Origin of the sequence: Microbulbifer sp. HZ11, assembly GCF_000708675.1 — a bacterium.
GTDB lineage: Bacteria > Pseudomonadota > Gammaproteobacteria > Pseudomonadales > Cellvibrionaceae > Microbulbifer.
The window spans coordinates 398,198-413,883 of record NZ_JELR01000001.1 but is presented as its reverse complement, the minus strand read 5'-3'; the positions used below and the strand labels follow the sequence as shown (position 1 = coordinate 413,883).

General features: G+C 55.7%; 12 protein-coding genes. 3 read left to right on the top strand and 9 right to left on the bottom strand.

What is annotated here, in order from left to right; all coding sequences use genetic code 11:
- Nucleotides 1-269: 269 nt before the first annotated feature.
- The gene (locus tag AU11_RS01815) at nt 270-1,805 is read right to left on the bottom strand and encodes a sodium:alanine symporter family protein (RefSeq protein WP_051686862.1); all 1,536 of its coding nucleotides are present in this window, start codon (nt 1,803-1,805) and stop codon (nt 270-272) included.
- Nucleotides 1,806-2,065: 260 nt separating this feature from the next.
- Here AU11_RS01815 and AU11_RS01810 point away from each other — a divergent pair, with 260 nt between their 5' ends.
- Together AU11_RS01810 and greB are read left to right on the top strand one after the other, a co-directional pair.
- Nucleotides 2,066-4,048 (top strand): S9 family peptidase, encoded by a 1,983-nt coding sequence (locus AU11_RS01810; RefSeq protein ID WP_051686861.1) that lies wholly within the window; start codon nt 2,066-2,068, stop codon nt 4,046-4,048.
- Nucleotides 4,048-4,554 (top strand): transcription elongation factor GreB, encoded by a 507-nt coding sequence (greB, locus tag AU11_RS01805; RefSeq protein ID WP_043315989.1) that lies wholly within the window; start codon nt 4,048-4,050, stop codon nt 4,552-4,554. Before AU11_RS01810 ends, greB begins: the two co-directional genes overlap by 1 nt.
- 95 nt (nt 4,555-4,649) lie before the next feature.
- Here greB and AU11_RS01800 read toward each other — a convergent pair whose 3' ends face one another.
- The 7 genes from AU11_RS01800 to AU11_RS01770 all read right to left on the bottom strand — a co-directional run bounded on the left by AU11_RS01800 (nt 4,650) and on the right by AU11_RS01770 (nt 10,283).
- Nucleotides 4,650-5,438, bottom strand: coding sequence for a helix-turn-helix transcriptional regulator (locus AU11_RS01800; protein ID WP_043317890.1), 789 nt, complete (start codon nt 5,436-5,438; stop codon nt 4,650-4,652).
- A 155-nt stretch (nt 5,439-5,593) separates the two neighbouring features.
- Nucleotides 5,594-6,151, bottom strand: coding sequence for a YbhB/YbcL family Raf kinase inhibitor-like protein (locus AU11_RS01795; RefSeq protein WP_043315987.1), 558 nt, complete (start codon nt 6,149-6,151; stop codon nt 5,594-5,596).
- A gap of 236 nt (nt 6,152-6,387) precedes the next feature.
- Nucleotides 6,388-6,735, bottom strand: a complete 348-nt coding sequence (locus AU11_RS01790) for an AzlD domain-containing protein (RefSeq protein WP_043315985.1) — start codon at nt 6,733-6,735, stop codon at nt 6,388-6,390.
- On the bottom strand, nt 6,728-7,474 hold the full coding sequence (locus tag AU11_RS01785) for an AzlC family ABC transporter permease (RefSeq protein WP_043317888.1): 747 nt from the start codon (nt 7,472-7,474) through the stop codon (nt 6,728-6,730). The genes AU11_RS01790 and AU11_RS01785 overlap by 8 nt, the downstream gene beginning before the upstream one ends.
- A gap of 120 nt (nt 7,475-7,594) precedes the next feature.
- The gene (locus tag AU11_RS01780; protein ID WP_043315984.1) at nt 7,595-8,752 is read right to left on the bottom strand and encodes an acyl-CoA dehydrogenase family protein; all 1,158 of its coding nucleotides are present in this window, start codon (nt 8,750-8,752) and stop codon (nt 7,595-7,597) included.
- A gap of 66 nt (nt 8,753-8,818) precedes the next feature.
- Complete coding sequence (locus AU11_RS01775; protein ID WP_156035089.1) at nt 8,819-9,757, bottom strand: DMT family transporter; 939 nt, start codon at nt 9,755-9,757, stop codon at nt 8,819-8,821.
- Between the two features lie 22 nt (nt 9,758-9,779).
- The gene (locus AU11_RS01770) at nt 9,780-10,283 is read right to left on the bottom strand and encodes an Lrp/AsnC ligand binding domain-containing protein (protein WP_043315982.1); all 504 of its coding nucleotides are present in this window, start codon (nt 10,281-10,283) and stop codon (nt 9,780-9,782) included.
- A gap of 149 nt (nt 10,284-10,432) precedes the next feature.
- On the opposite strand from AU11_RS01770, the gene putA reads away from it, so the two are divergent.
- The gene (gene putA / locus AU11_RS01765; RefSeq protein ID WP_043315979.1) at nt 10,433-13,579 is read left to right on the top strand and encodes a bifunctional proline dehydrogenase/L-glutamate gamma-semialdehyde dehydrogenase PutA; all 3,147 of its coding nucleotides are present in this window, start codon (nt 10,433-10,435) and stop codon (nt 13,577-13,579) included.
- Between the two features lie 95 nt (nt 13,580-13,674).
- On the opposite strand, the gene AU11_RS01760 is transcribed toward putA, so the two are convergent.
- The gene (locus AU11_RS01760; RefSeq protein WP_043315978.1) at nt 13,675-15,525 is read right to left on the bottom strand and encodes a metallophosphoesterase family protein; all 1,851 of its coding nucleotides are present in this window, start codon (nt 15,523-15,525) and stop codon (nt 13,675-13,677) included.
- Nucleotides 15,526-15,686 lie beyond the last annotated feature (161 nt).

Below are 15,686 nucleotides of genomic sequence, written 5' to 3'. Positions count from 1 at the left end.
TATGATCTGGAATCGGTCCTGATTCCTTCCCTGCGCATTAGCGGGTAACCGATTGTGAATCCTTGCCTGGCCTGCCATCTGTTCCTCGTCGCCCCCGCGGGCAGATGTCCGTAGATAGCGCGCAGGGTACGGGATTAGAAGCCATGGGAGTGGGGACTGGTTCTCACTGGAATTTTCGCCGAAGTTCGATGGGCAATTTCCCCAATCAGATCGCAGAAGAGAGGCCAACGAATTCCCAGTTGAAACCTCGCTCCGGTCACGTTTCCCCATCAGTCACCGTTTCCGGTGGCGCCGCGTTTTACGGGGCCTCGCGAATGACTGCTCTCCGGGGTTTCCGGCGGGGTCCAGACCGAATGATCTACCCCCGGAATATCGTGGCGTCGCGCGTCAAACACCGGCTCCTCGATTCCTTGACTGCGCTGCTCTTCGTAGTCAGAAAACACCTTGAGTGCGGCACCCGACAACAGCAGAATTGCCAACAGGTTCGCAGACGCCATAAATCCCATGGACATATCGGCCATATTCCACAGCAAGGCAAAGTTTCCGGAACTTCCTGTGTAGGCCACCCATGCGCCGAACAAGATAAAACAGATATAAAGAACCCGGTAACAGAATATCGATGTGCGGGTGTGCCACAGATAAAAAATATTGGTTTCCGCGTAATAGTAATTGGCAATAATGGAAGTGAACGCGAAAAACAGGAGCGCAACTGCGACGAAGCTATTACCCCAGGGGCCGAGCACGCTGGCCAGTGCCGATTGAGTGAGCGTAACGCCCTCGACCGCACCGTTCAACTCCACATCACTGAGTAGAATGATCGCCGCTGTCGCAGTGCAGATCATCATGGTATCCAGAAATACCGAAGCCATCTGCACGTAGCCCTGCACCACAGGGTGTTTCACATCCGCCGCCGCTCCCACATTCGGTGAAGAGCCCATCCCCGCCTCATTGGAAAACAGACCGCGCTTGATGCCATTGGCGACCACCGCCCCGAAAGCGCCGGCACCGGCCTCCTGAGCGCCAAACGCATTCCCTAGAATTGCGCCGAATACATCTGGCAGGCGATCGATATTCATCGCCACAATCACAATGGCAATCACGATATAAAAGAGCGCCATAATGGGCACCACGATTCCCGCGAAACGGCCGATGGTATGAATACCACCAAACACAATCATCCCTGCCAGAATCGCAATCACTGCACCGATCAGCAGCGGACTGATCCCCCAGGCCGCGTTGATTGCATCGGCCATTGCATTCGCCTGCACCGCGTTAAAGAAAAAGCCAAAACAGATCACGAGAAAAATGGAGAACACTACGGAAAGCCATTTCCATTTCTTTCCCAACCCCTTGTCGATATAGTAAGCCGGCCCGCCGCGAAAAGTGCCGTGCTCGTCGCCAGGCTCCTTGAACGTCTGCGCCAAGGTATTTTCGATGAGACTCGTGGCCATACCGACAAGTGCGACCATCCACATCCAGAAAACTGCACCTGGTCCGCCCGCAGTAATAGCCACGGCCACCCCGGCGATATTTCCGGTTCCCACCCGTGCGGCCGCACTGGTAGCGAACGCCTCGAAAGACGATACGCAGTCGTCGCTTTCCTTACGAAAGCTGCGCGCCATGACACGCAACATATGCCCAAAGGCGCGGATCTGCACAAAGCCCGTACGCACAGTAAAGTAAATACCCGCCGGTAGCAGTACGGCAATCAGAATGCCCAGCCACCAGAAACCGCCCAGCCCACCCCAGGTGATCTGGTTTCCTGCGCTGACAATGGAGCCGAATAAATCCAGAAGGGTCTGCATGACAATCCTTTTGACTGATATTACCAATATGGGTTGCGTGGGCGCGGCACTCGGCAACAGACGAAAACTTTTCCTATAAATCCAGTAAAGTTCAGCACTCGGAAAGCGCCAGCTGCACTGCGGCCAGTGATCCCCAGAGCACTCAGCGGGGTTGATCCGCGACTTGTTACCCTCCCGCGGTGACGTACAATGCATCCGATCCGGCCGAGACTTCCGGTCGCCCAAATATCAGGTACGTAACAGGGGTCCAGCAAACCGTCATGTCGTCCAACACTTCGTCATCAACGTCATCCACCGCAACCCAGTCTGCACCCTACGGCAGCTGGAAGTCCCCGATAACCCCGGATCTACTCACAGCGGGGAATGTGCGCCTCAGCGACGCACGCCTGCTGGATGGAAAAGCGTACTGGTTGGAATCGCGTCCCGCAGAAAAGGGGCGCTCGGTGCTTGTGGAATGCGACATCAGCAACCCCACACAGCCCCGGGCTCGAGACGTCATCCCCGCCCCGCTGAGTATCCGCTCAAAGGCCCATGAATATGGTGGCGGCGCTTACACCGTGACCGGCGGCAAGGTGTACTTCGTTCTGGCGGCAGATCAGCGAATCTACCAGATGGCACTCGATGGCCAGACACCGGAACCGATAACCCCAGAGGGCCCGTTTCACTACGCCGACCTGCAACTGGATCCTCACCGCAACCGTTTGATCTGCGTTCTGGAAGATGGATCTGCCCCGAATCAGGAGCCCGTGGCACGGCTGGTCGCCATTGATCTGGAAGGCAGTGAATACCGGCAAACGGTACTCGCTCAAGGTGCAGACTTTTACGCCACTCCAAGCCTAAGCCCCGATGGTAGACAATTGAGCTTTCTTCAATGGCACCACCCAGATATGCCCTGGGATGCGACCGAGCTGATGCTCATGGAGCTCGACGCCGATGGCAGTGCTGGCAGCACCAAAAAAATCGCCGGAGGGGCCGGCGAATCCATCTTCCAACCGCAATGGTCACCTGCTGGAGATCTCTACTACGTTTCTGACAAAAACGACTGGTGGAATATTTACTGGACAGGTAACGATGCCCCACTCTGGGAGAAAGCGGCGGAGTTCGCAACACCGCAATGGGTGTTTGGCATGTCCACTTACGGTTTCCTGGATCGCGACACCATCTTCTGCACCTTCACGGATAATGGACGCTGGCAACTTGCGTGCCTTGATCTCAAACGCGGGAGACACACACTGCTGGAACACCCTGGGTGCGACTTCGAAAGCATTCGCTGTGCCAAGAACAACGCCGTGTTTATCGGCAGCAGCGCAACCGACTTCCCCGCGATCCACCTTTATGCCGGTGACACTGGTCAGTTCCAGACCCTGGCCAGCAGCAGTTCGATCGCAGTGGACAGCCATTATTTTTCACCAGCACAATCTGTCAGTTTTGAAAAGGACGGCCGGGAAGTACACGGTTTTTACTACCCCCCGCACAACCCGAACTATCACAACCTCACCGACGAAAAACCGCCGCTCATCGTTTTTGGGCATGGCGGCCCTACGGGTGCAACCTCCGCGGGGCTCAATCTAAAAGTGCAATACTGGACCAGCCGCGGCTTCGGTATCCTGGATGTCAACTACTCCGGCAGTACCGGCTATGGTCGCGCCTACCGCGATCGTCTCGCCAACAATTGGGGAGTTCTTGATGTCGAGGACGTCTGTGCCGGCGCGGAATATCTTGTGGAACAGGGATTGGCAGATCCCGAACGTCTGCTGATCAAAGGGGGCAGTGCAGGCGGCTATACGGTGCTGGCCGCCCTCACCTTCCACAATACATTTTCCGCGGGCGCGAGCCACTACGGCATTGGTGATCTCACGACTCTCGCACAGGACACACACAAATTTGAATCCCGTTATCTGGACAAGCTGGTGGGCCCCTGGCCTGACGCTGAGAATATTTACCGGCAACGCTCGCCGATCAACCACATTGAACAATTGGATTGCCCGGTGATCTTTTTCCAGGGAATGGAAGACAAGGTAGTACCGCCCAACCAGGCGGAAACCATGGTGACCGCCCTGCGCGAGCGACATATCCCCGTGGCTTACATCACATTCGAGGACGAGGGCCACGGATTCCGATCTGCGAGCAGTATTAAGATGGCACTGGAAGGTGAACTGGAGTTTTACAGCCGCATCTTTGAATTCCCGCTGCCACAACCGGGCCCGGGCATCACCATCCACAACCTCGAGGGTACCCGATAATGGGCCGTTGGCGGCCACCGCGGCCACGGGGCTCCCGGTATATCACCCCGGACGGTGCTGCACGTATGCGCGCAGAGGTAAAGCAACTCTGGGAGGTCGAGCGCCCGCGAGTCACCCAGGCCGTGAGTGATGCGGCGAAACTCGGTGACCGCAGCGAAAACGCCGATTACATCTACGGCAAAAAAAGACTACGGGAAATTGACAGCCGGGTGCGCTTTCTTACCAAGCGACTCGAGGAAATCACCGTGGTCGACCGCATTCCCGATGACCGGGATAAAGTGTTCTTTGGCGCTTGGGTCACATTGGAAGACGAGGATGGCAATACAACGAAATATCGCATTGTCGGCCCGGACGAATTCAACGTTAAGGAGGGGTTGATCTCGATGGACTCTCCTGTGGCGCGTGCATTGCTGGGAAAGCGGATCGATGATGAGGTGGAAATACAACAATTTGAAAACTGGATAACTTATTATATTTCGTCTATCGAATACCCAGGAAGCGAGTAATTGGGGTAGAACATGACAATCGGCCAAATTAAAATGAGCGCCGTGAAAAACAGGAGGGGGCACTTGAGATTCGGTAGAATCGCGAAACTTTTGCCCTAGCCTATCTTTCGGGTCTTTCTTAGCTCGCTCGGTGTGACCCCAAACAACAATTTAAATTGGTCGGTAAAGCGAGATTGTGATCGGTACCCGCAACGTTCGGCAATCACCCCAATTGGCTCAATGGTACTTTGTACCAAATGCAAGCCGAATCCAAGCTTGGTTCTGTTCTTAATATCCTGAAAACTGGATTTCTCGACCTTCAACTTACGGCGGAAAGTCGATTCACTCATACACAATATGTCGCAAAGTCGATCAAGGCTCCAGTCTTCCGAGATGTCTCGACTGATAATTTCAAATACTTGGTGGCTCAAACTCGGTGGCTCGGCTACCGCGCCCACCTCTTCATAGCCAGACAAATAGATCAAGTTCAGTAATTCTTGCTTGCGAAACTTTAGAGCTTCCCGCTGCACCTGGGTGGAGATTTCTATTAATTGACCGAGAGCAAGGCTTAGTGAAGGGCTGATCTCACCCTTAAAATACTTTTTAGCGTTATTCGGTTTGCGCCTGAACTGACTGAAATCAGAATAATCAAACTCCAGTAGCACTGCAAAATACTCGTCATCGCTACTTGGGATGTTTCTCATATCCACATCAGGACTATTGGAAAGGAATACAAAGCTTCCTGAAGGGCAGGCCTGCTTCTCCCTTCCCAACAGTTTGGTTCCACCAAGAACAAAGATAAGAAGCGGCTTAATAACAGGAACATTGGCCAAACGCTGTTCCTTGACCGAAGAATAGACAGAAAACGGAAGGTCACCGCTACGGGAAACAGCTCTTAATGCCATTTCTTTCAGTTTCTCGTACGAGAGAGGTCCTTGGTCCGTTAAATTCCCTGAATCCACCACGCTTCCTGTCCGATCCTTTAGATACTCGCCATTCTATACGCACACGTTCGTGGACAGTATGAAAATCCGTCGTTTGGCTACAGTATATCGCCCAGTTATTTACGCTCGTAAAGAGCCTCTATTTTCGTAGAGCCCAGTGAATGCGCCTTAACCATGTAACCAGCAAGGGCTCCAGAGGCACCCTCAGGAAGGGTCAGTTTTTTCGATAGTGCGTACAGCGTAAACTGATATCGATGCGCTCCATGGCCCTGTGGTGGGCAGGCACCTCCAAACCCTTTTACTCCGTAATCATTGATGATACTAACGCTACCCTCAGGCACAACATTCTTGGCTGGATCACCAGCTCCGGCCGGTAGACTGTTTACTGAAGCCGGAATATTAATCAACTGCCAATGCCACCACCCGCTTCCGGTCGGCGCGTCCGGGTCGAAGACCATCAGCGCAAACGCTTCGGTGTCCTCTGGCGCGCCGGCCCAAGAAAGCTGTGGTGACTGATTATCACCATTACAACCAAACCCCTGGAATTCATGCTGACTCTTCATGAATTGACCATCAGTGATATCGCTACTGCTCAGGGTGAATGTTTCCGCGTTCACCGAACACATTCCGAAAGTGATCAGCGGAAAAGCCAGATTGAGTGCAAAAGTTCGCATAGCTATTCATCCAAGTTGTGTTTGAAAGTCGAATTTTAGACTTTTACTGACTTAGAATTAGCCTCAAAACCTCCAACCTTTCGCCCTTATCCGTCAACAGTGCAACAACGCAAGACTAAAGCCGAATACTTTACGAAATCGCTTGGGCAGTATTTTCGGGGGCACTTTCGGTAGTAGAAACCAGCAGTTTGCCCGTGATGACGTCGGAACAGATACAAAACCCGGTAAGTTCCAGCTTAGAAACTGGAACTTACCAGCAATACGATACTGCCATACGCCGCGACGCCAGCAAACACCGGCCAACCCAGAGAGTGGGTATACCGCCACACAATATAGGTCGCCAGCATACCGATGCCTGTTGCCCACCAGCTGAGCGCGTTGATTTTAGGCGGTACTAGTGATACACCAAACATTGCCGCAATCATCAGCGGTCCGAGCACCGTCAACCAGGACGGCATCGCATCCAGCGAATTGGCAGACTGCTTGCGAATCAGGTGTCGGCGCATCCACAGCAATGGCAATGCGCGCATCATCAGGGTACCCAGGGCAGTCACCAGCAGAGCGCCCCAGAGTTCGCTATCCATTTTTCGCCTCGCTTGTGCTGTTTAGCCGATTGCGCACCAGTATATCCAGACCGTAATACACCAGAGCACCGCATACGGCCGCAATAGGTATGGCCGCGTTTTTAAATCCATAGAGGGCGATGAGAAGGGCGCTCGATATGGTGGCGGCCAGCGTCAGTGCCCAGTGTCGCGAGGCGAACCTGGGTGCGAGCAGCACAAGAAAGAGCGCCGGCAAAGCAAATGGCATCACTTCGCCCACCAGTGGCCAGCGCTGCGTCAGTTCCATCCCCGCAACCGCGCCGATGGCAGTCCCTCCAATCCAGCTGAACCACGCCACCACCGCCACACCGATATACCAGCCCATACGGTGTCGTGCCTCTAGCTGGGGAAGGCGAACGTGGGAAAGTGCAAAGATCTGATCGGTAAGTCCGTGCATCAGCCATGGCCACCAGCGACTACCGCTGAGCCAGGGCGCAATATTCGGCCCGTACACCAGGTGTCGGGCATTAATCAACAGAGTCATCACTACCACCAGCCACAACGGAGCACCGGCAGCTACCATGGCGACAAACAGAAACTGGGACGCTCCGGCGTAAACCACGGTCGATATCAACACCGCCTCCCAAGCTGAAAAACCGGACTGTACCGCGATCAGACCGAAGGAAATCGCTACTGGAATATAGCCACCCAGTAACGGAATGCCCTCACGTGCACCCGTTATCCATGCAGAGTGGATAACGGGCTTTGCAGGCGAACTCACAACTACCAATCCTCTGCCCCGGTGGGGCGAATACATAAAATCCGGAACATACAAAGCCCCGATAGCCGTACATGGCTAGCGGGGCCTACACCAATGGTGGTGGACAACAAACGCTGTAAACTAGCGCACGCCGTCGAGTAGATGGCGGGCGATAATCAAGCGCTGGATTTCACTGGTGCCTTCATAGATAGTGGTAATACGCACATCCCGCGCCATCCGCTCCAGAGGAAACTCCCGCGTGTAGCCGACGCCCCCGTGCATCTGCAACGCCACATAGCAGGCTTCATTGGCTTTTTCCGATGCATATAGCTTGGCCATCGAAGCGGTTGGGCCAAATGGCTGCCCCGCATCTTTTTGCCAGGCCGCCTGTAACAGTAACAGGCGTGCGGCTTCCATCTCGGTGTACTTGTCGGCAAGCTGCCACTGCAGACCCTGGAACTGTGCCAGTGGCTTTCCGAACTGCTCCCGTTGCTGCAGGTAGGTGCGCGCACAGTCCAGGGCTTCCAATCCGATACCCAGCGCCAATGAACCAATACCAATCCGACCACCTGCCAGCTCGCCAGCCGCGATACGAAAACCACGATTTTCTTCACCGAGCATATTAGTGAGCGGCACTCGACAATCCTCAAAGGCGACCTCGTTGGTCACCGAGGCTTTCTGCCCCATTTTCTCTTCTGCTTTGCCGATCACCAGGCCTGGCGTCCCCGCCTCTACCAGAAAGCAGGAAATCCCCTTGCCTTTGGGGGCAGCAGAATCGGTCACAGCCCAGACCACGAAAACCCCGGCAAATTCAGCACTGCTGATAAACAGCTTACTGCCGTTCAATACGTAGTGGTCACCGTCTTTGACCGCGCGGGTACGCATCGCCGCTGCATCGGAACCGGAGCTCGGTTCGGTCAGGCAAAAGGAACCTGCCGGGTATTCGCCACTGCAGATTTTGGGCAGGAAGTATGTCTTCTGCGCTTCGGTGCCCATCGCCTGAATCACTTCCGCCACCATGTTGGTGACCGAGGTGGTGGTCGCGGTAGACGCGCAGCCGCGGGCGATTTCCGCAATGGCGAGACTGAAGGCGATGGTACCCGCCCCGGTGCCGCCAAATTCCGGATCAATATTGATCCCCATAAACCCGAGTTCGGCCAACTCCTTGAGCTTCTGTAAAAACAGTGACCGGTTCCCGCTCTTGTCCAATTCTGCGGCGATCGGCTTCAGCTCACTATCAGCAAACTGGCGCGCGGCCTCCTGGATCATTTGCTGCTCTTCAGACAATTCAAAATTCATGACTGTTTCTCATTCATCATAAAATGCATTTCAGGTCATCAGCTCCCGGACAATGCGTCGTTATTGTTATTTGATTGAAGTATTTCTTCGGCGTAAAAGGACGCGCTGTAAAGCCCCCTGTTGTATCGCCACACCCAGTAATATCAGCGCGAGCCCCACGATCGTCGCCAGATGGATACGCTCGCCGACCAGTAGCGCAATCAATAAAAGCGATAGTGGCGGAGAGAGGTAAATAAAATTACTGATACGCGCCGTATTCTCACAGTTCAGTAACGCCGCCTGCCACAACAGGAAAGCGACCCCCATCTCGAACAGACCAACATATACCGCCCCAGCCCAACCTGCGGCTGGTGGCCACTGCCAGTCCCCCTGCCACCAGACCGCAAGGGCCAGCCAGGGCAGGCCACAGCAGAAAGTCAGAAACAGGTTGACCGCCGCATTACCGCCGATACGGGTATTCAACAGCCAATAGCAAGACCAGATGAGGGTGCTGAACAATGCCAGCGCGACACCCAAGGGCTGCTCAAACTTGAGCTCTGACAGATTGCCGCCAGTGGCGATCACCAGCACTCCGCCGTAACACACCAGGCCTGCAAGCAGGTCCTGGCGGCGCAGCTTCTGTTTCAATAGCGGGACTGATAATAGTGCGAGCACCACCCCCCAGGTGTAATTGAGGGGCTGGGCCTGCTGTGCCGGCAGCAAGTCGTATGCGTGAAACAGCACCAGGTAATAGAGGAAGGGATTACAAAACCCAAGGGCGAGGAACCAACCACGGGCACGCCGCCAGGTACCCAGCAATTCCCCTCCACGCCCCTGCCACACCACGACGCCCCCCATAAACCCGGCAGAAACCAGCGACGCGATGGTCACCAGCTGCAGTGGCGACAGGTACTGCAGAGATAGCTTGAAAGCGCTGGCCACGGTGGACCAGCACAGTACCGCGGCCAGCGCGAACAGGGTCGCGCGGCGGTTATTGCGGTATATGGTGTCGGCAGATGCTTCCATCAGAGCGTGTGCAACAGATCGCTCAGCGCTTGCCGTTTTTCAGGTCCTGCTCCGGAATGGCGACTGACGTATCGGTCTTGACCTCTTCAATCACCACGTATGTGTGGGTTTCCCGCACCCCGGGGACTGACGCGAGTTTTTCGCCGAGGAATTGTCGATAACCGAGCATATCCTTAATACGAATTTTTACCAGGTAGTCAAAACCGCCGGCCACCATGTGGCACTCCTGAACCTCTTCAAGGCTGGACAAATGCTTGTTAAACGCTTCCAGCGCTTCGGTCGCAGTATCCGTAAGGGATACCTGGATATAGACCACGAGACCCGCGTGCACTTTCAGCGGGTCCAGCAGCGCGACATACTCTTTAATAAAGCCTTCACGCTCCAGACGCTTGACCCGCTCAAGGCATGGCGTAGGACTCAGATTGACGCGACGCGCCAGTTCCACATTGGGAAGGCGGCCCGCACGCTGAAGAATCCGCAGAATCTGGCGGTCGATACGGTCCAGATCTTCCAATTTCCGAGACATAGCAAAATACCCTACTGGTGATTAACCGGATAACCCCTATATTTAACCACACTCTTTTCCAAAATGGAGATTAATTCTGGGATTTATCCCACATAATCCGGGTTTTTATCCTGTACTTATTCCACCCAGAGGGCTCTAAGGAAATACCTATGCCTACACACTTCGCCGGAGAACTGAAAAGCGCGCGTCACAACGCCCGCAAGTATCTGCATGCCGACGAGAATCAGTGCGTCAGTGAGCTGTTGGCGGCCCCGCGCCCGGGCGAGGCACTGCGGGAGAAGATCCTTTCGACTGCCAGCCAGTTAGTGGTCAAATCCCGTGAACAGCGCAGCAAGCGCGGCACCCTGGATGCCTTTCTGCAGCAGTTCGGCCTGTCAAATAAGGAAGGCGTGGCCCTGATGTGCCTGGCGGAATCCCTGTTGCGTGTACCGGATGCTGATACAGCAGACAAACTGATCGCTGAGAAAGTTCACTCCGGCAACTGGTCCAGCCATCGCGGACAATCCGACTCCCTGTTCGTCAACGCATCCACCTGGGGCTTGATGCTCACCGGTAATATTGTCGAGCTTGACCCGGACATTACCGAAAAGCCATCCACCTGGATGAAGCGACTGGTCAGCCGTATGGGTGAGCCCATGGTGCGCACTTCCATGATGCAGGCGATGAAGATCATGGGTGGGCAGTATGTACTGGGGCGAACCATCAAGGAGGCGCTGAAACGCGGTCCCGCGGAAAACGCTCCGGGCACCCGCTTCTCCTTCGATATGCTGGGAGAAGGCGCGCGCACCATGGCCGATGCCCAGCGCTATTACGATGCCTACATGATGGCCATTGAAGCCATCGGTGCCGACAACAGCAAACGCGACGTCGTGGAAGCCAATGGTATCTCCATCAAGCTCTCTGCCCTGCACCCCCGCTATAGCGAGCTGCAACGTGAACGCGTAATGACTGAGCTGCTGCCGAAAGTGAAATCACTGTGTGCCGCGGCAGCCAAATTCGATATGGGCCTCAATATCGATGCTGAGGAAGCCGAGCGCCTGGATATATCCCTGGATATCTTCGAAGCCCTCGCGCGCGACCCGGAGCTCGCCAGCTGGCAGGGCCTGGGCTTTGTTCTGCAGGCCTACCAAAAACGCGCGCCATACGTGGCAGATTGGCTGATCGCGCTCGGCCGCGATACTGGCCGCAAACTGATGGTGCGACTGGTAAAAGGCGCCTACTGGGATACCGAGATCAAACACGCCCAGCAAATGGGCCTGGCGGACTACCCTGTGTATACGCGCAAGTGTCATACGGATCTGTCCTATCAGGTCTGTGCGAAGAAGCTACTGGATGGCCGCGATGCCATTTACCCGCAATTCGCCACCCACAATGCCTACACAGTAGGTCTGATTCTGGAGCTCGCGGGCGACGGCAATGACTACGAATTCCAACGCCTGCACGGTATGGGTCACCTGCTCTATGAGCAGATCGAAGCGGTTCACGGCAAACGTGTACCGGTAAGAGTGTATGCACCGGTAGGAGCACACAAGGACCTGCTGCCCTACCTGGTCCGCCGCCTGCTGGAAAACGGAGCAAACAGCTCTTTCGTTAATCGCTTTATGGATGAGAAAACACCTGTGGCGGAGCTGGTGCAGGACACCCTGAAACAGAGCGAAGCCTGCAACCCTTACCGGCACCCCGAAATCCCTGTCCCCGCGGATATTTACCTCGGTCACGAAGCGCTACCACGCAAGAACTCCGCAGGTATTGAACTCACCGACCCGCAGGCGGTTGAACCCCTACTGCAGGCCGTAGAAGCAAGTCGGAATAAATCCTGGAGTGGCGGCCCGATCGTGGACGGCGTCGCTGCAGCGGCCGATCTGCCGGTTGTCAATCCGGCCACTGGCGAGGTGGTGGGGCACACCGCCAATGCCGGTGAGGCTCAGATTGAGCAGGCGTTTGTATCCGCCTCTGAGAATCAGCGCGCGTGGAATCGCCTGGGCGGCAACGCCCGCGCGAAGATCCTCGACAAGGTTGCCGATTTGTACGAGCAACATATGGACGAACTGGTGGCGATGATCTGCCGCGAAGCAGGCCGCACACTGAACGACGGTATTTCAGAGGTTCGCGAAGCCGTGGATTTCTGTCGCTACTACGCCAACGGCGCTCGACAGCATTTCAGCACTCCCACCGTGCTGCCCGGACCCACCGGGGAAAGTAACGAATTGAGTCTGTGTGGCCGCGGTGTCTTTGTCTGTATCAGCCCGTGGAATTTCCCGCTGGCCATTTTCACCGGCCAGGTCGTGGCCGCCCTCGCCGCCGGCAATAGCGTGCTGGCAAAACCGGCAGAGCAGACTCCCCTGATTGCCGCGCGCGCAGTGCAGCTGATGCACGAAGCCGGAGTGCCCGCGAAAGTGTTGCATTTGATCACCGGCACCGGGGCCGCGGTGGGTAAACCACTCCTGGACAACCCTCAGGTCGCCGGCGTCGCCTTTACCGGATCCACCGAGACCGCCAAGCACATCAACATGCAGCTTGCGGCGAAAGAAGGTCCGATCGTACCGCTGATCGCGGAAACCGGCGGCCAGAATGTCATGATCGTCGACTCCACCGCCCTTCCCGAGCAGGTGGTTGACGATGTGATTCAATCCGCCTTTCTCAGCGCGGGCCAGCGCTGCTCCGCGTTGCGGATTCTGTGTGTCCAGGACGTAATTGCAGACAACCTGCTGAATATGCTCAAGGGTGCCTGTGAAGAATTGAGTCTGGGCGATCCTTCCAAACTGGAAACAGATATCGGCCCGGTGATCGACGAAAAGGCATTGGGGCTTCTGGAAAAACACCGCGAGCGCATGGAGAAAGAGGCCAAGCCGCTATTTGCCTTTGACCCGGCCAAACAACCGTCCACTGGCACATTCTTTGGCCCACAGGTAGTAGAGATTGAAAACTTCAATCTGCTCAAGCGCGAGGTGTTTGGCCCCTTCCTGCACGTGGTGCGGTTCAAGGCCGAAGAGCTGGAAGACGTAATCCACCGGATCAATGCCACCGGATACGGCCTGACCTTCGGCCTGCACTCCCGCATCGAAGGACGCGCCGGCGCGATCTTCAAGCGTATTGATGCCGGCAACTGCTACGTTAACCGGGACATGGTGGGCGCGGTAGTCGGGGTGAACCCCTTTGGTGGAATGGGCCTGTCCGGCACCGGCCCCAAGGCAGGCGGCCCGCATTACCTGTTCCGTTTTGCCAACGAAAAAACCAAGACCGTCAACACGGTCGCAACCGGGGGGAATACCCAGCTATTCACTCTGGGGCAGTAAACAGCACAAATACATAGACACAAAAAAGCCCGGAATCTCCGGGCTTTTTTGTGTCTTGTACGCGGCCCGTAAATGGCCGCGGCTGCCAAGTGCCTTTAGCGCTTCACCTGCGCGGCGCCCGCGGGCTTCCGCAGAGAGAATTGGTCGATTACGGTACCCTCGCCATCAATCGCACGATACTTGAGTGAGCCACTTAACGGATCAACATCGATAACCTGGTAAGTCCGGGTATTCACCGCACCGAAGGCTGCAAACTCTGGCAATTCCTGCTCGTACATTTTGGTACCGGAAACCGCAACCAGATATATGGTGCCCTGCTCGCCCTGAGCCACCGGCTCATTACCCCGCATAGGCACGGTACGCATATATGCATGGTCGTGTCCCTGGAACGCGATATCGACGTTGTGCTTGTCAAAAATAGGGCCCCAGGTGTCGCGAATAGATTTGTTATCACGACCTTCACGGGACGCGTAAAACGGATGGTGATAAATCACAACCTTCCAGCGGGCATCGCTCTCCCCCAGCACACGATCCAGCCAGTCTACCTGTAACTCAGGCTCCACCAGGTGGTAGTTGGAATCCATAACCACAACCAGAAGGTCCTGATAGGTCACATGATACGTGCGGCCAGGGTCCAGCTTGCTGCTACCATTGTCTGGCAACGCAAACTGCTTCAGGTACAACGTGGGGTGCCCGCCGTGACTGTCATGGTTGCCCAATGCCGGCACCACCATAGAGCGGTCAAACACGGAGCTACCTTCGTGAAAGAACTGGTCCCAGTTATCCTGCTCCTGTCCGTGGTCGATCAAATCACCAGCAATCATGTAGAAGCGTGCATGAGGGAAGTCAAAGTCCGCCTGACGGATCAACTGCCCCCAGCGGTCCAGGCCATTCTGCGGGTCACCCAGGTAGACAAAAGAAAAGGGCTCACTCGGTGTGGCGGCAGCAGTCCGAAACTCGCGAGGCTCGGTCCAGCGCTTCCCGTTATCGGTACTTACCGCATAGAGATAATCGGTCGCAGGCTTCAGACCCTGTAACGCCACCCGGTGCAAACGCACCGCCGGGTCATTGACCACCTGGCGAGTACGCAATACAGAGGATTGGGATTTCTTCCGCGTCGCACTTTTTACACCGCGAGAAAAGAAATCTGCTTTCGGTGCCACCCAAAGAAGCCCCTGCTCCACGCTGTCATCCGTGCGCCACTGAACGGTCGCGGTGGTTGCGGGGTCCCCCTGCCAGGTCAACTGGAGGTGGTCCGGGCGGGCAGACGACGGGTAGCGGGTTTCCCGAAAATACCCCACGAAGCGCGACACCAGCTCCCAACTCTCGAAGCTGCGCAGAACTGGTAACCCCACCAGCGCTTTCGGCAGGGTATTGAAGTAGTCGTTATCGTCGATAAAAGGCAGGCCGCCAATCCGGGCAGTCTGGACGTCCGCTCCGGGTGTGAGGGGCGTGATCGCAACCGCCTCCCGCCCGCTCGCCGGCGCCGCAAACACCAGATAGGGTTTGAGCTCACCAGACAGGCTCGGTACGCCAAGGCGCACCTCGCCCGCAGGGACGGCCTTGGACCAGACATGATAGGGATCTTCCTCATCGACGATGAAGTCCAGTGCCCCACGACGCGTGAACCCTTGATCCACCAGCCAGAACGGTGTCTCTCCGTAGGAAGAATCAAATGCGACATAAATAACCGCATCGCGGTCTAACCGGAAATGCGAGAAAGCGGTACCCAGATACTGGCGCTCATCCGCCGAGAGAAACTCGACAACGGATTCCGGCGTAAGCGCAATACGCTCCGCCGGTGTCAACTCATCAGACATCCGGTCAATAATGACCGACACACGCTCTTCAAGCTTTACATGTACGCTTTCCGGCGCATCCGCAGCGAACACCGCACCACTGCAGACCAGCATCAGCCCCATAATCAGGTTAGAAATTAAACGCATAGAACCCCCTAAAAATAATGCGCAGATTCTAACGACATATTGCCGAAGGTGGGGTCAGGGATATGAATTTTTCATGTCAGTTTGATGACAGGGAAATGAGGGCCGGGCCGAGTGACACAACCCAATCGACATAAAAAAGCCGGGCAAAAGCCCGGCGCAAC

What these genes read in the sequence shown, in the direction of transcription:
- AU11_RS01760 (WP_043315978.1), bottom strand. Translation starts at nt 15,525, where the DNA reads ATGCGTTTAATTTCTAACCTGATTATGGGGCTGATGCTGGTCTGCAGT.
- putA (WP_043315979.1), top strand. Translation starts at nt 10,433, where the DNA reads ATGCCTACACACTTCGCCGGAGAACTGAAAAGCGCGCGTCACAACGCC.
- AU11_RS01795 (WP_043315987.1), bottom strand. Translation starts at nt 6,151, where the DNA reads ATGCGAACTTTTGCACTCAATCTGGCTTTTCCGCTGATCACTTTCGGA.
- AU11_RS01800 (WP_043317890.1), bottom strand. Translation starts at nt 5,438, where the DNA reads ATGGCATTAAGAGCTGTTTCCCGTAGCGGTGACCTTCCGTTTTCTGTC.
- greB (WP_043315989.1), top strand. Translation starts at nt 4,048, where the DNA reads ATGGGCCGTTGGCGGCCACCGCGGCCACGGGGCTCCCGGTATATCACC.
- AU11_RS01775 (WP_156035089.1), bottom strand. Translation starts at nt 9,757, where the DNA reads ATGGAAGCATCTGCCGACACCATATACCGCAATAACCGCCGCGCGACC.
- AU11_RS01770 (WP_043315982.1), bottom strand. Translation starts at nt 10,283, where the DNA reads ATGTCTCGGAAATTGGAAGATCTGGACCGTATCGACCGCCAGATTCTG.
- AU11_RS01780 (WP_043315984.1), bottom strand. Translation starts at nt 8,752, where the DNA reads ATGAATTTTGAATTGTCTGAAGAGCAGCAAATGATCCAGGAGGCCGCG.
- AU11_RS01810 (WP_051686861.1), top strand. Translation starts at nt 2,066, where the DNA reads ATGTCGTCCAACACTTCGTCATCAACGTCATCCACCGCAACCCAGTCT.
- AU11_RS01815 (WP_051686862.1), bottom strand. Translation starts at nt 1,805, where the DNA reads ATGCAGACCCTTCTGGATTTATTCGGCTCCATTGTCAGCGCAGGAAAC.
- AU11_RS01790 (WP_043315985.1), bottom strand. Translation starts at nt 6,735, where the DNA reads ATGGATAGCGAACTCTGGGGCGCTCTGCTGGTGACTGCCCTGGGTACC.